This window comes from Marinobacter vinifirmus (assembly GCF_002258215.1).
GTDB lineage: Bacteria > Pseudomonadota > Gammaproteobacteria > Pseudomonadales > Oleiphilaceae > Marinobacter > Marinobacter vinifirmus.
Genome location: NZ_NEFY01000007.1, coordinates 161,030 through 178,817 on the forward strand (window position 1 = coordinate 161,030; position 17,788 = coordinate 178,817).

Here is a 17,788-nt window from a genome sequence, read left to right on the forward strand (position 1 = left end):
GGGGCTGAGTTTTGAGTCGGGATATCTGAGTAGCCTGGGGTCCATAACTTAAGTTTAGCACGGGTTTTCATATAGATGTTGAAACGGTATATTATCACTAGTAATATCACTAGTGATAATTAACGTTAGAGAGTTTATATGGGGCATCGATTTTGGAGAAGTAGGCACGATGGGGCGTACGAAAGAGCGGTCAAAATTGTTGCGGTCTTGGATCGATAAGTCCAAATCAGGCCAGGCTGAGTGGATCGTCGGCTATCTCTCCAAGAAGAATGATGAGAGCGCGTTAGCTAAATATTTGATGGAAGAGAGCACCTCGGTGGAAGCGCAATACAGTGATGCGGTTTCGGGTAACGGAAATGCATTAGCGTGGGTAGTTCTGGGTAAGATGCTGGACGACCATTCCTCTAGCCTTATCGAAAGTGATGAGGGCTCCCGGGAATTGATGCGCAGCATGCGAGGAGCATGGCAGCAAAAAAAATATCGAGAACAGAATGGTAAGCAAGTTAGCATAATGCTCCCTTATGAGTTGATCTCTGAGGTCGATAAGGTTGCGCGGGATAGCGGCCAGTCAAGAACCTATACGCTTGAGCAAATGATTGGTGAGGCAGCCGATAACTTTCAGCGTGGAAGCAGGCGTTTGGGAAAGAGAGTTGTTTCGCTGCAAAAGCAGCTAGATAAAGAGAAGAAGGATTCCCTGGCGATTGCGAACACTCTCGGGCAGTGGGTTGACGCCCTCTCGAAGGCTCTTGCTCAGGAAGTGAAGGCACGTGGTGAGTGTGAGGCAATGGGTGTTGATGGCGGGGAAGCCAGTGATCTCTTCAAGGATTTGTTGGAAGAGAGGGTCGCTGAGCTGGAAGCGCAGGTTCCAGCTTTAAAAATCCGTCGGTCCCGGTTTAGGCGAGTTAGAGATTACTTCGTTGAATTGGCGAAAGGCTGAGAAGGTAGTGTTATATGTGCTGCTTCCCAGTTGAGTGTTTTTGCAGTGTGGGGAGTATATTGGGTAGTAATCCCTGTTTTTTAACTCGATAATTAATTTTAAATATTTGAAATAATTTGAAAATATTGTCAATGTTCAATATTCAGGTGCAGAACCTGGAGTGATTGACGGGCCGGGTTGAGCCGGCCCGCTTTGTTTTACTCCGCCGGCTTGATCGCCAGCAAATCCGTCCGCAAGTGAGTCAGTACCTTCTCTGCGGTATTGCCGATCACCCTGGCGGCCAGGCCGGTTTTGCCGGTGGTGCCGATCACTATCATGTCGGCCTTGATTTTGTTGGCCACGCTGGGGATCACCTTCTGGGCCGGCCCGGATGCGATATGAACCTGCTCGGGCGCCAGGTGCCAGGTGTTACACAGGTGTTCAATGTGGGGCTTCAGTGCCGCCTCCCGTTTGCGGGCATGGGCAACCGGGTCGATGATGTCCAGGTCTGCCAGAATCACCGAGGTATGCAGGGCGTGCACCAGGTGTAACTCTGTGCCCAGGGCTTTGGCCAGGTGCCAGGCCTGGTCGATAATCCGGTTGTTCAGGGCTTTTTTGACCGTTTTATCTGAGCTCAGGTCCACCGCAGCCAGGATCGGCCGGGCCTTGTTCCATTTCTGCTCGGCCACCAGCATCACCGGCGCCGGGCATTCCCGCAGCAGGTGCCAGTCCGTCGGGGTGTACAGGAAGGTTTCCGAGCGGTTTCCGGTTTTGACCACGGCGCCGATTTTCTCTTTCTGGCACTGGGCAATGACCCACAGGTGAATCTGCTTTTCCCAGACGGTTCGTGCGCTGATCTTCAGGTCGTTGCAGTCGGCCAGCGCCAGCATCTGTTCCAGCCATTTCTGGCGATGGTCCATCAGCGCCTTCTTGGCCCGGTTCTGTACCTCCGGATCGCCCGGCAGGGCGTCCAGGTAGTCATGCACGAACGCCACCACTTCCACACTGGCACCGGTTGCCCGGGCCAGTTCAACACCGCGGGTCAGTGCGGTCTGGTCTTTGTGTTGGGGGTCCATGATGATCAGCAGTTTGTCCATGTCGGTATCCGTCAGCTAACGTGGAATTTGTTCCAATACTATCAGCAGAAAGTCACCCGGGGTGCGGAGATAAGTCAAACCCCGTATAATTTGCCGCTTTCTGGCCATCCGTAGTGGCCGCAAACTGTTGTTCAGGAGTCATCACGCCATGAGTCAGGCCGGTGAGCAGGGTACCCTGTTTGTGATTTCCGCCCCTTCGGGCGCGGGTAAAACCAGCCTTGTGTCGGAAATGCTCCGCCAGGATTCCCGGCTGGGGGTTTCGGTGTCTCACACAACCCGCCCGATGCGGGAAGGCGAGCAGAACGGGGTGAACTATCACTTCGTCAGCCGGGACGAGTTCGAGGCGATGATTGCCCGGGGTGACTTCCTGGAACATGCAGACGTTTTCGGCAACTACTATGGCACTTCGCAAGTATGGGTGCGGGAAACCCTGGCCACCGGGCAGGACGTCATCCTGGAAATCGACTGGCAGGGCGCTGAACAGGTGCGCCGGCTGATTCCTGAATGTGTGAGCATCTTTATTGTTCCGCCGTCGGCCGAGGCTCTGCGCCAGCGCCTGGTTGGCCGTGGTACAGATGCGCCAGACGTGGTGGAGCGCCGGCTTGCGGAGGCAGAAGAGGAGTGTCGCCACGCGGCAGAGTTCGATTACCTGGTGGTGAACGACGATTTCAGTGTGGCGCTGGCTGATCTTCTGGCGATTGCGCGCAGCCACCGGCTGACGATGGGCGTGCAGCAAGTTCGCCACGCCAGCCTGCTGTCGGGATTGTCTGGCCGCAGCTGATTGGCGTGCCGGCATGCATAGTGGCTTCCACTGTATACAAATTGAGCCGGTGCCAGTAAACTACGCGGTCTGCTAAATCAGTGATTCTTTTTGTTCGGGGAAGATAATGGCACGAGTTACCGTTGAAGATTGTCTGGAAAACGTAGATAACCGCTTCCAGCTGGTTATGCTGGCCACCAAGCGCGCCCGCCAGATTGCCACCAAGGGTGCTGAGCCGATGGTGCCGGAAGAGAACGACAAGCCCACGGTTATCGCCCTGCGCGAGATTGCCGAAGGCAAAGTGACTCGCGATCTGCTGACCGAAGACGACGAAGACTAAAATGCCCGCTTGCGGTTGTGCGTAGAATTACTGCCAACCGTTAAGAAGCATTGAAATCTGACCGCGCGGTTTTATAGTGTATCTATAGAAATCCGCCGGAAGGACAACAAAAAAGCCCGGATGCATGCATTCGGGCTTTTTTGTCCCCGGTTTTCAGAGAAACATTGGAGGCGCGGTGTCGGTAGAGCCAACGGTTGAACACCTGGCCAGAGAGCTTAGCTCGTATCTGGATACCAATCGCATCAATCAGGTGCGACGGGCCTATTATTACGCCGAACAGGCCCACGAAGGGCAGATGCGCAAAAGCGGCGACCGTTACATCACCCACCCCCTGGCCGTAGCCGGCATCCTTGCCAACCTGAGGCTGGATCATCAGAGCCTGATGGCAGCCATGCTGCACGACGTTATCGAAGACACCGGTATTCCGAAAGACGCCCTGAGCGAACAGTTCGGTGAAGACGTGGCCGAACTGGTTGACGGCGTATCGAAACTGACCCAGATTGAATTCCGCTCCCGCGCCGAAGCCCAGGCCGAGAACTTCCAGAAAATGACCCTGGCCATGGCCAAGGACATCCGGGTGATCCTGGTAAAACTGGCAGACCGCCTGCACAACATGCGCACCCTGGGCCCCATGCCCTACGAAAAACGCCAGCGCATTGCCACTGAAACCCTCGATATCTACGCTCCCATTGCCAACCGCCTGGGTATGCATTCGATTTCTACCGAGCTGGAAGACCTGGGCTTTTCCTCGCTGTATCCGATGCGCTCCAAGTACATCTCGAAAGCGGTGGCCAAGCTGCGGGGCAGCCACAAGGAAATTATCGACGATATCCGGGGTAAACTGCAGGAAAAGCTGGAAGAGCGCGGCCTGCCGGGCCGGATACTGGGCCGGGAAAAACACCTGAACTCCATCTACAACAAGATGAAGTTCAAGCAGAAATCTTTCCATGAAATCATGGATGTGTATGCCTTCCGCATCATCACCGATACGGAAGACGACTGTTACCGGATCCTGGGCGCCGTACACAGCCTGTACAAGCCCCTGCCGGGCCGTTTCAAAGACTACATAGCCATGCCCAAGGCGAACGGCTACCAGTCGCTGCACACGACGTTGTTCGGCATGCATGTGAACATTGAAATCCAGATCCGTACCGAGGAAATGGAGCACATCGCCAACAATGGTATTGCTGCCCACTGGATGTACAAGAACGAGGAATCCGGCGTCACCAACATCAACCAGTCCCGTGTGGACCGCTGGGTGAAAGGGTTGATGGAAATGCGCGAGCGGGCCGACGACTCCATGGAGTTCATCGAACACGTGAAGGTCGACCTGTTCCCGGACGAAATCTACGTGTTTACTCCCAAGGGCCGGATTATGGAGCTGCCCAGCGGGGCAACGCCGGTGGATTTCGCCTACGCCATCCATACCGACATCGGCAACGCCACGGTGGCCTGTCGTGTTAACCGCAACCTGGCGTCCCTGAGCCAGCCCCTGCAAAGCGGCCAGACGGTAGAAGTCATTACTGCACCGGGCGCCCGGCCGAATCCGGCCTGGCTCAGCTTTGTGGTAACCGGCAAGGCTCGCAGCAGCATCCGCCACGTATTGAAAACCCGCAAGCGGGCAGAATCCCTGGAGCTGGGCCGTACCCTGCTCAAGCGTTCCCTGAAAGGCTTTGGCGCCAAGCTTTCGGACATTACCGAAGTCCAGCGCCAGGCCGTGGTCAGCCATAACCAGGTGAACAGTTTTGATGACCTGGTCAGTGACATCGGCCTGGGTAATCGCATGGCTTACCTGGTGGCGCGGCAGCTGGTCAGTGGCGGTGAAGGGCTGGAAACCACCGCCAACCTGGAAAACGCCCCGGCCGAAAAGCAGGGCGCGGTGACCATTCGCGGAACCGAAGGCATGCTGGTGCGCTTTGCCAGCTGCTGCAAACCCATTCCGGGTGATCCGGTCGTGGGTATTATGGATTCCGGCAACGGGATGGTAATCCACTCCGACACCTGCTCCAGCCTGCCGGAAGACGACGAAGGGCGCGCCCGTCTGACCCACCTGAAGTGGGCCAAGGACATCACCGATGAATTCTCGGTAGAGCTGCGGGTAGAACTGGAGCGCCAGCGCGGTGTGATTGCCGAAGTGGCCAACGCCGTAGCCATGGCCGACGGCAATATCGAACGCATCAATGTGGAAGACCAGAATGCCAGGTTCGGCATTGTCAGCCTGGTGGTGCACGTGAATGGTCGCCGGCACCTGGCCCGGGTGATGCGCCGGGTGCGCAATATCCGTGCGGTTACTCACATCAGCCGGGTTCGCCACTGAGTGCGACTTTAGCGTGGTTGACAGTCGCCACGCTGAAGGGAGAGGATTGGCGTTTTGAACGAGAGGAAAACGCAGGTCATGACCAATAAATCTGTTATCCAGACCGAAAACGCCCCGCAGGCGATTGGTACCTACTCCCAGGCAGTCAAAGCCGGAGATACCGTGTATCTGTCTGGCCAGATTCCCCTGGACCCTGAAACCATGGAAGTGGTGCCCGGTGACTTTGCCGCCAAGACCCGTCAGGTCTTAGAAAACCTGAAGGCTGTGTGCGAAGCCTCTGGTGGTGAACTGAAAGACATCGTAAAACTGAACATCTACATGACCGACCTGGCCAACTTCGCCACGGTGAACGAGATCATGGCCACCTACTTCCAGGAGCCGTACCCGGCCCGCGCCGCCGTAGGCGTGGCAGCGCTGCCGAAAGGCGTGCCGGTGGAAATGGAAGCGGTAATGGTGCTCAGCTGAGGTTGTTGATCATCTCCCGGTATCCCGCCTTGTAGTCGGGGTACCGGAACTCGAAACCGCTGGCCAGCAACCGCTGGTTGTTACACCGCTTACTCCCCGCACGTCCGCCCTTACGGGCACCCTCTACCGGATCCTTGCACGGCACCTGCTGCCGAACCCAGTCCACCACCTCATCCAGCCGCACCGGCTCGCAATCGCTGGCGATATACAGGTTTTCCAGCTCGTGGCCCTGCAATGCCTGCTGGCTCAGGTAGGCGATGGCCCCGGCGGCATCCTGTTCGTGAATCCGGTTGCTGAACGGTGCCGGTGGTTGCGGGTTCATCCGGCCTTCCAGAACTTCTTCCAGGAACCGCTGGCGGGTAGGGCCGTATATCCCGCTGAAGCGCACCACGGTAGCCGGGTGAAGACTGTTCAGGGCCGTTTGCTCGCCCTGCAGAATGTGCTGGCCGGTAAACCGGTCCGGTTCGGCGGGGCTGGTTTCATCCACCCAGCTGTCATCGTCCTGGGCGTACACGCTGGTGCTGCTGATGAAGAACAGGCGGGTCAGCGGGTTGTTGCCGATGGCGTCCAGCAGGTTCTGCAGGCCAGCGACATAGGCGTTGTGGTAGCCCTCGTCGTCATAGCTTGAAGGTGTCAGGCAGTAGATCACAATGTCCAGGTTGTCCGGCAGCTTGCCTTGCAGGGTTTCCGGTCGGGTGAGGTCTGCGCCGATCCCGGTAATTCCCGCCGGCACCTTGTCCGGATTGCGGCGTAAACCGTACACCTGGCCGGCTCCGGTCAGGGCTAGGGCAATGTCGCCACCAAGCTTGCCGCAGCCGGCCACCAGAATTCGTGCAGATGGGTTGCGATCTGTCATTGCCATAGACAATTTCAATCCTTATGCTTTGGCTGATAAAGTATGTGAAACTTCGACCTGATCGATCCGACCGGAGCTCACCATGACACTCACCGAGTTACGATACGTTGTTACGCTTGCCCGGGAAAGGCATTTTGGCCGCGCGGCCGAGCGTTGTCACGTCAGCCAGCCCACCCTCAGTGTGGCGGTTAAGAAGCTGGAAGACGAACTCGGTATTCCCCTGTTCGAACGCAGCAAAAGCAGCATCCGGGTAACCGAAACCGGGCAGCGCATTATCGAGCAGGCCCAGCGGGTGCTGGACCAGGTGGGCGTGATCAAAGACATGGCCCAGGACGGCAAAAACCAGCTGAACTCACCGCTGAAAGTGGGTGCCATCTACACCATCGGCCCCTACCTGTTCCCGCACCTGCTGCCGGAACTGCGCCGGGCGGCGCCGGAAATGCCGCTGTATATCGAAGAGAACTACACCGCCAACCTGCGCCAGAAGCTTCGCCATTCAGACCTGGACGCCATCATCATCGCCTTGCCGTTCGAAGAGCCGGAAGTGGTCACCATGCCGCTGTACGACGAACCCTTCGTGGTATTGCTGCCGGCGGATCATCCGCTCACCGCAAAAGATGAGATAACCGCAGACGAACTGTCCCGGGAGCAATTGCTTCTTCTGGGCCCGGGCCACTGCTTCCGGGACCAGGTACTGGAATCCTGCCCGCCGCTGGTGGATGCCATTACCAAGCGGGCAGATGGTGACAAACCGGACCTGGTGACCGAAGGTAGCTCCCTGGAGACCATCCGCCACATGGTGGCATCCGGCCTTGGTATTACCGTGTTGCCACTGTCTGCGGCCACCGGAATGAAATACCACGAAGATATCCTGGCGGTTCGCCCGTTTGCCGCGCCGGTGCCTTTCCGGACCGTGGCGTTGGCCTGGCGGGTAACCTTCCCGCGGCCCAAGGCCATTGATGTGCTGTCGCTGGCGGCCAGCCAGTGCCGGGTGATCGAAAAAGCCAAAACCGAAACGCCGGCGGTTGCCAAAGGCGCCTGAGTGCCACTATGACGTCACTGGAAGACATCTCCGTTACCCAGCTCAAGGGCGTAGGAAACGCCCTGGCCGGAACATTGGCAAAACTCGGCATCCATTCCGTACAGGACCTGCTGTTCCACCTTCCTCACCGCTATGAAGACCGCACCCGGGTAATCCCCATGGGCAGCCTGCGCATAGGCGATGTTGCGGTGGTGGAAGGGGAGGTCATGAAAACCGACCTGGTGATGGGGCGGCGCCGTAGCCTGCAGGTCACCCTGAGGGACAACAGCGGTTTTCTGGTGATGCGGTTTTTCCACTTCAATGCCGCCCAGCGTAACCAGCTGACCGAAGGCACCCGGGTACGTTGTTTTGGTGAAGTCCGCCCGGGCCGCGCCGGTTACGAGTTTTACCACCCCGAATACCAGGTGAACCCGCCGCTCATGCCGGCGGGTGACGAAGCCACGCTCACCCCGGTCTATCCGCTCACCGAAGGCATACAGCAGCCCCGGGTGCGCGGGCTGTGCCAGCAGGCGCTGCAGTATCTGGACCGTTACCCCATCAAAGACTGGTTGCCACCGGAACTGCTGGCGGACTACCAGCTGCCGGGCATTACCGAAGCCGTAAAACTGGTCCACAAGCCCCCGGCCGGTGCCCCGGTACCCCAGTTGGTGGAAGGCCGGCACCCGGCACAGCAGCGGCTGGTGATGGAAGAGTTGCTGGCACACCAGCTCAGCCTGCTGCAGGTGCGGGAACAGATACAGGCGCGGCAGGCCTTACCCCTGCTGCCCACCGGTGATCTGACCGAGCGTTTTCTGGAAGAATTACCCTTCAGCCTGACCGGCGCCCAGCGCGAGGTGATGAAGGAAATCCGGCAGGACCTGAGCCAGCCATTGCCGATGTTGCGGCTGGTGCAGGGGGATGTCGGTTCCGGTAAAACCGTGGTAGCGGCACTGGCTGCACTGCAGGCCATCGGAGCCGGTGCCCAGGTGGCCCTGATGGCGCCCACGGAAATCCTTGCCGAACAGCACTACAATAATTTCCGGGGCTGGCTGGAGCCCCTGGGCATCCGGTTGGCGTGGTTGTCTGGCAAGGTCAAAGGCAAGGCCCGGCAGGAGGCCCTGGATGCCGTTGCCAGCGGCGAAGCCCGGGTAGCCATCGGCACCCACGCCCTGTTTCAGGATGAAGTAAAGTTCAACCGGCTGGCCCTGGTGATTGTGGATGAGCAGCATCGTTTCGGGGTTCACCAGCGACTGGCCCTGCGGGAAAAAGGTGTAGGCGGCTCGCTGGCCCCGCACCAGCTGATCATGACCGCCACACCCATTCCGCGCACCCTGGCCATGAGCGCCTATGCTGACCTGGATACGTCGGTGATCGACGAGCTGCCCCCCGGTCGTAAACCCATAGAGACCATCGTAGTGCCCGACAGCCGGCGTGACGATATTATTGAACGGGTACGGAGCGCCTGCCGGGAGGGGCGCCAGGCCTACTGGGTGTGTACACTGATTGAAGAATCCGAAGCCCTGCAATGCCAGGCAGCTGAAGTGACGGCCCAGGAACTTTCCGAGCGTTTGTCGGATCTTAAAGTGGGTCTGGTGCATGGTCGCCTGAAAGCCCAGGAAAAAGCCGAAGTGATGGAACGCTTCAAGAACGGCGAGCTGGACTTGCTGGTGGCCACAACCGTAATCGAGGTGGGGGTGGATGTGCCCAACGCATCGCTGATTATCATCGAGAACCCCGAACGGCTGGGCCTGGCCCAGCTCCACCAGTTGCGTGGCCGGGTCGGCCGGGGCCACCAGGCCAGCTTTTGCGTACTTATGTACCACCCGCCGCTGTCGAATAATGGTAAAGCCCGCCTGCAGGCCCTGCGGGACAGCCAGGACGGCTTCTTTATCGCCGAGAAAGACCTGGAAATCCGTGGCCCCGGCGAAGTGCTGGGCACCCGCCAGACCGGGCTGATGCAGTTCCGCCTGGCTGATTTCGAGCGGGACAAGGGCTGGATAGAGCCGGTCAAGGAAATGGCGCCGGCGCTGGTGAAACAGCCCGGCGTGGCCGAAGCCCTGGTGCGCCGCTGGCTCGGCGAAAACACCCGGTACGGAGAGGTCTGACCATGCAGTTCCCGGCCTCCAGCAAATTCACCAGTCTGCGCATTCTGCAGCGCCTTGAAGACACCCTGGAGCTGCCGCCCTTGCCGGAAACCACCCAGCGCATCATGCGCCTTCGGTCAGACCCGAAAGCCGTCATGGGAGACCTGGTCGACATCGTGGAGAGCGACCCGGGCCTGGCCGCCCAGGTGGTGAGTTGGGCATCGTCTTCGTTTTACGCCTCCGCCGGGCAGGTGCGCTCGGTGCACGATGCCATCTCCCGGGTACTGGGCTTCGATACCGTGATGAACCTGGCCATGGGCCTTGCCCTTGGCCGTACCCTCAAAGCGCCGCTGGATCAGCCCGAAGGCTACCGGGACTACTGGCAGCAAGCCACCTGGCAGGCCCAGTCTGCCGGAATCCTCGCGGGGATGATGCCCAGAACAAAGCGGCCCCTGTTCGGGCTGGCCTACCTGGCCGGTTTGCTGCACAACTTTGGCGACCTGGTGTTGGTGCAGGTGTTCCCGCCCTACCACGAGCAACTGATGCGCTGGCAGGGGGATAACCCGGCCGGTGACAGCGCCGCCCAGGAACAGAAATTGATGGGGTTCAGCCGGGAACAGATCGCCGCCCGCCTGTTGGAGAACTGGGGCATGCCCGATGAAGTGACACTGGCGGTAAGGCACCAGGCGGATGCCGACTACAGCGGCCCGCATCATTACCTGGCCAGAATTGTCTGGCTGAGCCGGCAGTTGCTAACCGCCCGGGGCGTGATGCCGGGCCGGGCAGAACCGGTGCCCCAGTCTGTTTTTGAAGAACTGGGCCTGAGCCGGCAAAGGGTAGAGCAGCAGTTCGATGCGCTGGTTCGTAACCGGGACGGCATCATGGCCATGGCCGGAATGATGCCGCTGGCCCGGTAACTGCGGTTCAGTCGAACCGGTAATGGCGAATGGCGGTTGCCGCCTTGCGCACATCCTCGGCGTGCTGCCGCTCTACCGCGAAGCGTTCCTTGTCCATCTTCTGAACCAGCTTGGCATCCGTGGCCTTTCGGGCGCGGTGGGTGGGCATGTGCTGGATCTTGTCGTGCACTTCCTGAAACACCCGGTAGGGCGCCTGGCCCAGCAGTTCCGGGGCCACGTAATCCAGCAGGCCCTTCAGGCGCAGGCAGGCTTCAGAATGTTCCACCTGTCCCTCTTCCACCGCCAGGGCAATAATGCGGATGCTTTCGATCATCTCGTCGCGCCGCTTGGCCTGGAACTCTTCCGCCTTCTTCTGGCGCATCCGGTTTTCGTTCAGCACCCGGGATTGCCGCCAGATGTAGAACAACAGAATCCCGATCACCACCAGCCCGACAACAATAAACGACAGTTGCAGTCCTCTGGGCATTGTTGAACCTCGTATCAATGAATGGCGAGGCCTGCCCGGTGGGTCAGGCCTGTTTGCTTTGGGCGCCAGTTTGCCAGACTTTCACTTCCACTGCCTGCCCGTTCAGTACCGATGTGCCGGAAACCGGGTCGGTTTCGGTGTCGTCCAGGATATCGTTGATGCTGGCACCGGCGTGGGCGCTGGCAACCGACTGCCCGGTGCCGGGCCGGCTATGGCCCCAGCCGTGGGGAATCGACACCACTCCGGGCATGATATCTTCCGATACCTCCAGCGGCAGCACCACGGCCCTGCCGTCTTTCTGTACCTGTACCTGCGCGCCGTCTTCGAGCTTGCGGTTTTGGGCATCTTCCGGGTGCATGATCACCGTACAGCGGCTTTTGCCTTTCACCAGTCGCTGGCTGTTGTGCATCCAGGAGTTGTTGCTGCGTACATGGCGACGGCCGATAAGCTGCAGGCTGGTGCTGGCTTCAGGCTGGTCCAGCAGGGCCTGAAGGCGCTCCACATCCGCCAGGTAGCGGCGCGGCGCCAGGTTGATCTTGCCATCCCGGGTAAACAGCCGCTGGGGCAGGGTAGGCTGCAACGGGCCAAGGTCCACCCCGCTGGGTGATTTCTTCAGGGCGGACAGTGATAGCCCCTTGGGCATGTGCTGCCACTGCGGGTTCAGCGGGCTGAGCCGCGCCAGGCCTTTGAGGGGGTGGCGTTCCGGAAGAATGCCGAGCACCTTGTCCAGCACCGGCTTGATCACACCGCCCACCCGGCCCGGGTTGGCGCCGTAGGGGCCGGTGCGCAGCAGCACATCCAGGATCGGGTCTGGCCCCAGCTTCTTGAAAGCCTGCCAGCCCAGTTCCGCCTGCAATGGCAACTTCCCGCCCTTGCGCTGCCGTTCAAGGCGGTGGGCCAGTTCCAGGTTGATCTGCCAGTCGTGACGGCTGTCCTGTGCCGGTTCGAACAGGGCTTCGCTGTACTTGGCCTGGTTGCGTACCGCCATCATGCTGAAAATCAGGTCGTAGTGGCTGCGCTCCAGCGCCGCTGTGGGCGGCAGAATCACATCAGCGTGGCGGGTGGTTTCATTCAGGTAGTAATCCACCGACACCATGAAATCCAGCCCGGCCAGGGCTTCATCCAGGCGCTGACCATTGGGGTTCGACAGCACCGGATTGCCGGCCACGGTTACAAAGGCGCGAATTTGCCCCTCGCCCGGGGTCAGGATTTCATCGGCCATGGTGCTGGACGGGTATTCACCGCCAAATTCCGGCAACTTGCGCACCCGGCTGTAACGGTTGCCGAAGTGGCCGGCCTGGCCCACCAGTGCGCCCAGCGCTACCAGATCCACCGCAGGCTGGGTGAACATCACCCCGCCCGGGGCATCCAGCTTGCCGGTCAGGATATTCAGGCAGTAAGCCAGCCAGGTAGTGGTGCCACCAAAGGCCTGGGTGCTGGTGCCCATTCGGGTGTGCAGGGCTGCCCTTGGCGTGGTGGCAAGCTGCCGTGCCAGGCCGCGAATGGTGTCGGGGTTGATGCCGGTATGGCTTGCTACGGCTTCCGGCGTAAAGCTCAGGACAGCCAGCTGCAGCAGGTCCTGGTCTTTTACCAGCCCGGTAGCCGCGCCGGTACTGACCAGGTTCTCCGCAAACAGCGTGTGCACCATGGCCATCAGCAGCAGGGCATCGGTGCCCGGGCGGATAAAATGGAAATCATCGGCAATGCGGGCGGTTTCCGTGCGGCGAGGGTCGATGACGACCAGCTTGCCGCCACGTTTCTTGAGCTCCTTCACCCGGCCCCGGAAATCCGGCACCGTCATCAGGCTGCCGTTGGAGGCCATGGGGTTGCCACCGATGCAGATAAACAGGTCGGTGCGGTCGATGTCCGGAATGGGGAACAGCACCTGGTGCCCGAATATCTCCAGGCTGGCCAGCATATGGGGCAGCTGGTCGTTCGAGGTGGCTGAAAAGCGGTTCTGGGTGCCTATGGCCCGCAGCAGCGGCGTAATGGTCATGGCGGCGCCGTGGTTGTGCACATTGGGGTTACCCAGATACACCCCGATACTGTTCCGGCCGTGGGCCTTGCGCACCTCATGCAGCCGCCGGGCGACCAGGTCGAAGGCCTCGTCCCAGCTCATTTCTTCCCAGCCGGTGGCGGTTTTGCGAACCGGCCGGCGCAGCCGTTCCGGGTCTTCATGCAGGTCCTGCAGCGCCACCGCCTTCGGGCAGATATGGCCCCGGCTGAGCGGGTCGTTGTCGTCGCCTTTGATAGCGGCAACCTTGCCGTTCTGAACCTCGATAGCCACGCCACACATGGCTTCGCAAAGGTGGCAGGTGCGGTAGTGGGTGCCGTTGTGCATAAGGATTCTCCGGAACTCTTGTTTTTAGGTTTCAAATTGAAACCAGATTATCAGGAAACGAACCGCGATGGGAAAAGGGTTTTTGTAAATGTGACCCGATAAGCCCGACAAAAAAGGCCAGCCCGAAGGCTGGCCTGAGGAGGGTCCGTATTACCTGGTTAACTTACTGAGCAGTTTGCTGCTCGTATTGGGCCGGCAGGTCTTTTACCGGGTTGGAGATGAAGTTTAGGTAGACGCCGTTTTCGGGAATGAACAGCGGGATTTCAATGTCGCCAGCCGGCACAGATTCAGTTGTTGAGTCACAGAAATCCAGTACGTTAAGGAAGTCCAAGGCGCAGGCGAATTCACGAAGCGACTCTTCCGGATCTTTCAGGAAGTTGAGGAAATCGGAAATAACAGGCGCGTCGACCGTGACGCTGACGGTTATGTCTGCAGGTATTCGAGGGGCGACGTTACGTTGCTCAATCTGCATCCTGCCATCATCGAAGAACACAATGTCGCCCTCAAGATCCAGAGTGAACGGATAGCTATAAAGGTTGTGCTGAAGGAGGCCCTCGATCGGCAGGTGCAGGTTGGGAGCATCCAAAGTTAATGCTGCCTCGGTCTTGAAGGTGGGTTGTCCATTTTCTCCCTCGATGATCATGCCTTCGACCAAGCCGAGTGGGTTGTCATCAGCTCTATCCTCAGGCGCTGCATAGGTCATCCTGAGAATTTGTGGCCCGGTGGCCTGCTCTCCAAGCGGAGTCAGATAAACACTGGCAGATGTGGTTGCCAGCATGGTGGGATACAGAAGTACCCTGATGCCTTCTTTTCCTGTCTCTTCGTCAATGGCAGGGCCGATTACTTCGGTATTCAAGCCATAAGTCTGATAAATGAACTTATTCATCGGACAGTCATCACCGTTAGCATCACAGCCAATGCGGGCAGGAATGATGCCGCTGTCGCCGCCAAGCAGTCTTGCGTCGTCTCTCAGGGCTAACTTAGCAGCGTTTGCGGAGGGCATATACTCGCCATTTTCACCCGGGGCGCCATGGTTAAATGGCTCCAGACAGCTAAGACCTTCCGGGTCATCACAGTCAATTTCATAGTTGGAGTTGGTGTCGCGAACCGGAAGATTTCGTAGTGGTGTGAATACAGTACTTACAGCATCTGTTCCACGGAAGTAAATGGCCATGTCTGGACCACCTACATCCTCAGGATCTACCAGCAGATCGGTTTGTAGGGCCAGGCCATTATCACCTTCCGCACAGATTACACCGTCGCTGCAGGAACCATCCTGTTGAGATTTCATGGTGTAACGGTAGAAAACTCCATCTTCCTTTGACCAAGGCTGGTCCGGGTAGAAACGGATGCGCTGGTTGTTCTTTTCCAGGCGGCCAGCCACGATTTCGCCCTCACCAACGGGGGTGTCAGACCCAGTCACCTTTTCAACGACGAAGGTTTGATCGTTGATCGAGTCGAGGTTCATGGACTGCGAGAACACAACCACGATGGGCCGATCCTCAGGCAGTGTGGTTATAGGTAGTTGCTGTCCTCTCGGGCCACCGGGGGCTGCATCCAGACACTGGCCATGGGTAGGTGGATTAGCATTAAGGTCTACGCCAGTGGTTACGCAAGGGAAGCCAGGATAGGTCGTCAGCGCAATAGGGGAGCGGGAATTAACGTTATCAGAATTCTCCCCCAGATCTTCCATCGTAAACGAGCGGGTCAACGAGACAGGGTTGCCAGCAAGGTCGGTTACACCATTTACGCTGATATCGTATGTGGTGCCGTGTTTCAGGCCACCTGCGGGGTTCAGTGCGAGAGCTGTGCCATCTAGGTCGAAGGCAAAATCAACGGCGGCACTTGTGTCTGCAGAAGTAGCCGTCAAAGAGACGTTATTTTCAATAGAAGCCGGATCCAGCGGCTCATCAAAGAACAAAATCACCGGGTCACCCGGCCGCTGCATGGACTGGCGGGTGGCCGGAATGGCGTCCGAGTCACCTGGCATCCAGCTGACTAGTGATGGGCCGGTATTGTCCAGTTCGTTGTCCAAATAGTCCTGATAGGCATCCAGCGGAGAGTTCTCGTCAACCGGAGCTTGCAGGTGGAAGGCGATGGTGGAGTCGGTGTACTCCTGGCCCAGCAGGTTCGGTTCTACCATGCCAATCGCGTCGATGGTTAGAACGCCATCCTTGACCAGTGCAATACCGCGGAGCTCAACGCCCATCAGGTCCTGGGACAGTGCAGCATTTGGCTGTGCTTCCTGGGTGTTCATGGAGACATCCATGTACAGGGTGACCAGGCTGGGGGCATCGACGCTGTCGGTGTAGGGGTTAGGGCTCAGATAGCCGCTGGCGTCAGACAGCATGGTGACTTTGATTTCACCCGTGGTCTGCAATGGGCCTACCGGCTGTCCTTCACGGGTGGCTACTGTTACCGGCACCTTTCCGCCCACCAGTACGTCCAGGCTGGTACTGGTAAGTACGCTACCCTTGGGAATGCGTAGCGGGATCGCCTCATCTGAGTTGAATGCTGGGGCATAGCCCAGTTCAGCAAAGAGGGCTCCGGTTTGTTGGGATGGGCCTGCAACACCTTGCAGCACCGAGTTCAGGGTTACACCGTTGATAATCTGGTCGTTCAGGATGCTGCGTGTGGCGTCACTTTCTGTAGCACCCTGTGCCAGACCGGAATCCACGGTAATCTGCTGAACCACTACTGTGGGGCTGGTATCTCTGGGCGTAAATGCATATTCCTCACTGAAGCGTTTGCCGTTCAGGCTGGGGAGGTTGTTGAGCTTCAGTGTGTAGGTTTCACCCGAAGTTAGGATGTCTTCCTTCGTGCCACACATCAGTGGGTCGTCGGTTAGACACGGATCAACTGTGATCCGGTTACCCTTGACCAGAACGGTTGCGGGTACCGCTTCGCCATTCCTGTCCAGTAGTGAAATGCTGCCGCCCATCTGTTCCCACTCGGGATGGACCGGTTGGGTCATGGCCAGCCGGAAAGTGGAGAAGTTCATGGCCTGGAAAGCGCTGCCATTGGCAGGAACCTGCCAGGCTACGCCGAACTTATTCGATGTGGCTCCCAGCTCTGCTACCTGACTGAACGCCGCGCGGGTGTAAAATTGGACACCGTCTGCACCTACAGCATTGGGCGTGGCAATGGTGCGGCCGCCTTCAGCAGTCAAAGGCTCGGTAAAGGTGACTGTGTAGCCGCTACCGGGTTTTAGTGCGGTCTTCGGTTCGAGTTTTACGCTTTTACCGCCGTCGACCATTTTTACATTGAAATCGACAGTTGCACCGTCTGCTTCCACTGAAATCTTCTCGGCGAGCGTGGCCTCATCATCCACCACGGCATGGGAGAAGCGCAGTACGATATCCGCTTTCGGGCTGACATCATTCTGGCCGTCCATCGGGAAGGAATACACCATCGCGCCCGGCGTGGTTTTTTCTTTTATGGTCTGGGTGTCACTGTCGCCGCCACAGGCTGCCAGTAGCATGGCGGGAATCAGTGCCAGGATCTTGAATTGTTTCATGGCCTGCTTCTCCTCAGAACTTCAGGGTGATGGAGCCGCTGACTACGTGCACATCGCCGTTGGCATTGGGGTTGGCTGAACGCAGCTCCTGCTCGGCGTGCAGTATGCCGGTAGTCAGCTCACCCCGGGTGTCCTTGGTGAGAGACGCGGGGTTGTAGTAGGTGGCGGATACCTGGTCGTTGAACATGGACAGCGACTGGGCGGTTGCCACATCTATGGGCATTACGCCGTAAGTGGTGCCCAGGTTGCCCATGCTCGCCGAGGCGTTCATGGTAAGGCTGGCGGAAACTGCTGCAACTGCTAGGGACACTGCCCGTACGGAAAATCGGGGAGAGGGGACCATTGATACACTCCGTTCGCTCGTTATTGTTGTATTCAAACCTGACACCCTGCGCCATCGCGGACCTCGGGTTTGGCTACATTGGTTCAGTGGCAAGTGTATTGGGCTTGTCCGATGAGGACTTTGGCATTTTTGACACAGGTCAGTGTCGGTAAAACCACGTAGTGCTAGCCCGTGACTTCAAGTTAGCGCTAAGCCATTGAAATAACAGGTGTCAGGTGTGATTTTTTGTAGCGTAATGTTTCTTGGGCGAGGTAAAAAGAAAAGGATAAATTGTGTTGTTTGATAAATGTGACGGGGTGTTATGTAGCGTAATAGGCGGGTAAAAACCTGTGCCGGGGTGCTATGTAA

12 protein-coding genes and 2 pseudogenes are annotated in these 17,788 nt (G+C 58.4%); 8 read left to right on the plus strand and 6 right to left on the minus strand.

Annotation, left to right across the window (positions count from 1 at the left end; genetic code table 11):
* The first annotated feature begins 169 nt into the window (after positions 1–169).
* Positions 170–937 (plus strand): hypothetical protein, encoded by a 768-nt coding sequence (locus B9Q17_RS10925; protein WP_127402107.1) that lies wholly within the window; start codon positions 170–172, stop codon positions 935–937.
* Between the two features lie 197 nt (positions 938–1,134).
* Here B9Q17_RS10925 and B9Q17_RS10930 read toward each other — a convergent pair whose 3' ends face one another.
* On the minus strand, positions 1,135–2,013 hold the full coding sequence (locus tag B9Q17_RS10930) for a universal stress protein (protein WP_022988810.1): 879 nt from the start codon (positions 2,011–2,013) through the stop codon (positions 1,135–1,137).
* Positions 2,014–2,161: 148 nt separating this feature from the next.
* Here B9Q17_RS10930 and gmk point away from each other — a divergent pair, with 148 nt between their 5' ends.
* The 4 genes from gmk to B9Q17_RS10950 all read left to right on the plus strand — a co-directional run bounded on the left by gmk (position 2,162) and on the right by B9Q17_RS10950 (position 5,895).
* The gene (gmk, locus tag B9Q17_RS10935; RefSeq protein WP_094625239.1) at positions 2,162–2,794 is read left to right on the plus strand and encodes a guanylate kinase; all 633 of its coding nucleotides are present in this window, start codon (positions 2,162–2,164) and stop codon (positions 2,792–2,794) included.
* 106 nt (positions 2,795–2,900) lie between these two features.
* Positions 2,901–3,113, plus strand: a complete 213-nt coding sequence (rpoZ, locus tag B9Q17_RS10940; protein ID WP_022988808.1) for a DNA-directed RNA polymerase subunit omega — start codon at positions 2,901–2,903, stop codon at positions 3,111–3,113.
* Between the two features lie 175 nt (positions 3,114–3,288).
* Entirely contained in the window at positions 3,289–5,430 is a 2,142-nt protein-coding gene (locus tag B9Q17_RS10945) for a RelA/SpoT family protein (protein WP_036219375.1), read from the plus strand.
* 78 nt (positions 5,431–5,508) lie between these two features.
* Entirely contained in the window at positions 5,509–5,895 is a 387-nt protein-coding gene (locus B9Q17_RS10950) for a deaminase RidA (RefSeq protein WP_094625240.1), read from the plus strand.
* Here the strand turns inward: B9Q17_RS10950 and B9Q17_RS10955 are convergent.
* A complete protein-coding gene (locus B9Q17_RS10955) occupies positions 5,888–6,757 on the minus strand; it encodes an NAD-dependent epimerase/dehydratase family protein (RefSeq protein ID WP_094625241.1) in 870 nt (289 codons plus the stop codon). The genes B9Q17_RS10950 and B9Q17_RS10955 overlap by 8 nt on opposite strands.
* Positions 6,758–6,833: 76 nt before the next feature.
* Between B9Q17_RS10955 and B9Q17_RS10960 the strand changes: the two genes are divergently transcribed.
* The 3 genes and pseudogenes from B9Q17_RS10960 to B9Q17_RS10970 all read left to right on the plus strand — a co-directional run.
* On the plus strand, positions 6,834–7,793 hold the full coding sequence (locus tag B9Q17_RS10960) for a hydrogen peroxide-inducible genes activator (RefSeq protein WP_022988804.1): 960 nt from the start codon (positions 6,834–6,836) through the stop codon (positions 7,791–7,793).
* An 8-nt stretch (positions 7,794–7,801) separates the two neighbouring features.
* Positions 7,802–9,877 carry an ATP-dependent DNA helicase RecG gene (gene recG, locus B9Q17_RS10965; RefSeq protein WP_094625242.1) on the plus strand — a complete coding sequence of 692 codons (2,076 nt, stop codon included), beginning with the start codon at positions 7,802–7,804 and terminating at the stop codon, positions 9,875–9,877.
* 14 nt (positions 9,878–9,891) lie between these two features.
* Positions 9,892–10,773: pseudogene (locus B9Q17_RS10970) on the plus strand (HDOD domain-containing protein); the annotation flags it as partial.
* Positions 10,774–10,780: 7 nt separating this feature from the next.
* On the opposite strand, the gene B9Q17_RS10975 reads toward B9Q17_RS10970, so the two are convergent.
* From B9Q17_RS10975 to B9Q17_RS10990, 4 genes and pseudogenes are all read right to left on the minus strand, one after another.
* Entirely contained in the window at positions 10,781–11,239 is a 459-nt protein-coding gene (locus B9Q17_RS10975) for a DUF2489 domain-containing protein (protein ID WP_094625244.1), read from the minus strand.
* A gap of 43 nt (positions 11,240–11,282) precedes the next feature.
* Positions 11,283–13,580 (minus strand): molybdopterin-dependent oxidoreductase, encoded by a 2,298-nt coding sequence (locus tag B9Q17_RS10980; protein WP_094625245.1) that lies wholly within the window; start codon positions 13,578–13,580, stop codon positions 11,283–11,285.
* Positions 13,581–13,743: 163 nt separating this feature from the next.
* Positions 13,744–17,097: an Ig-like domain-containing domain gene (locus B9Q17_RS10985; protein WP_094625246.1), complete on the minus strand. Its 3,354-nt coding sequence runs from the start codon at positions 17,095–17,097 to the stop codon at positions 13,744–13,746.
* A gap of 49 nt (positions 17,098–17,146) precedes the next feature.
* Positions 17,147–17,440 (minus strand): annotated as a pseudogene (locus tag B9Q17_RS10990) (aromatic hydrocarbon degradation protein); the annotation flags it as partial.
* Positions 17,441–17,788: the final 348 nt, after the last annotated feature.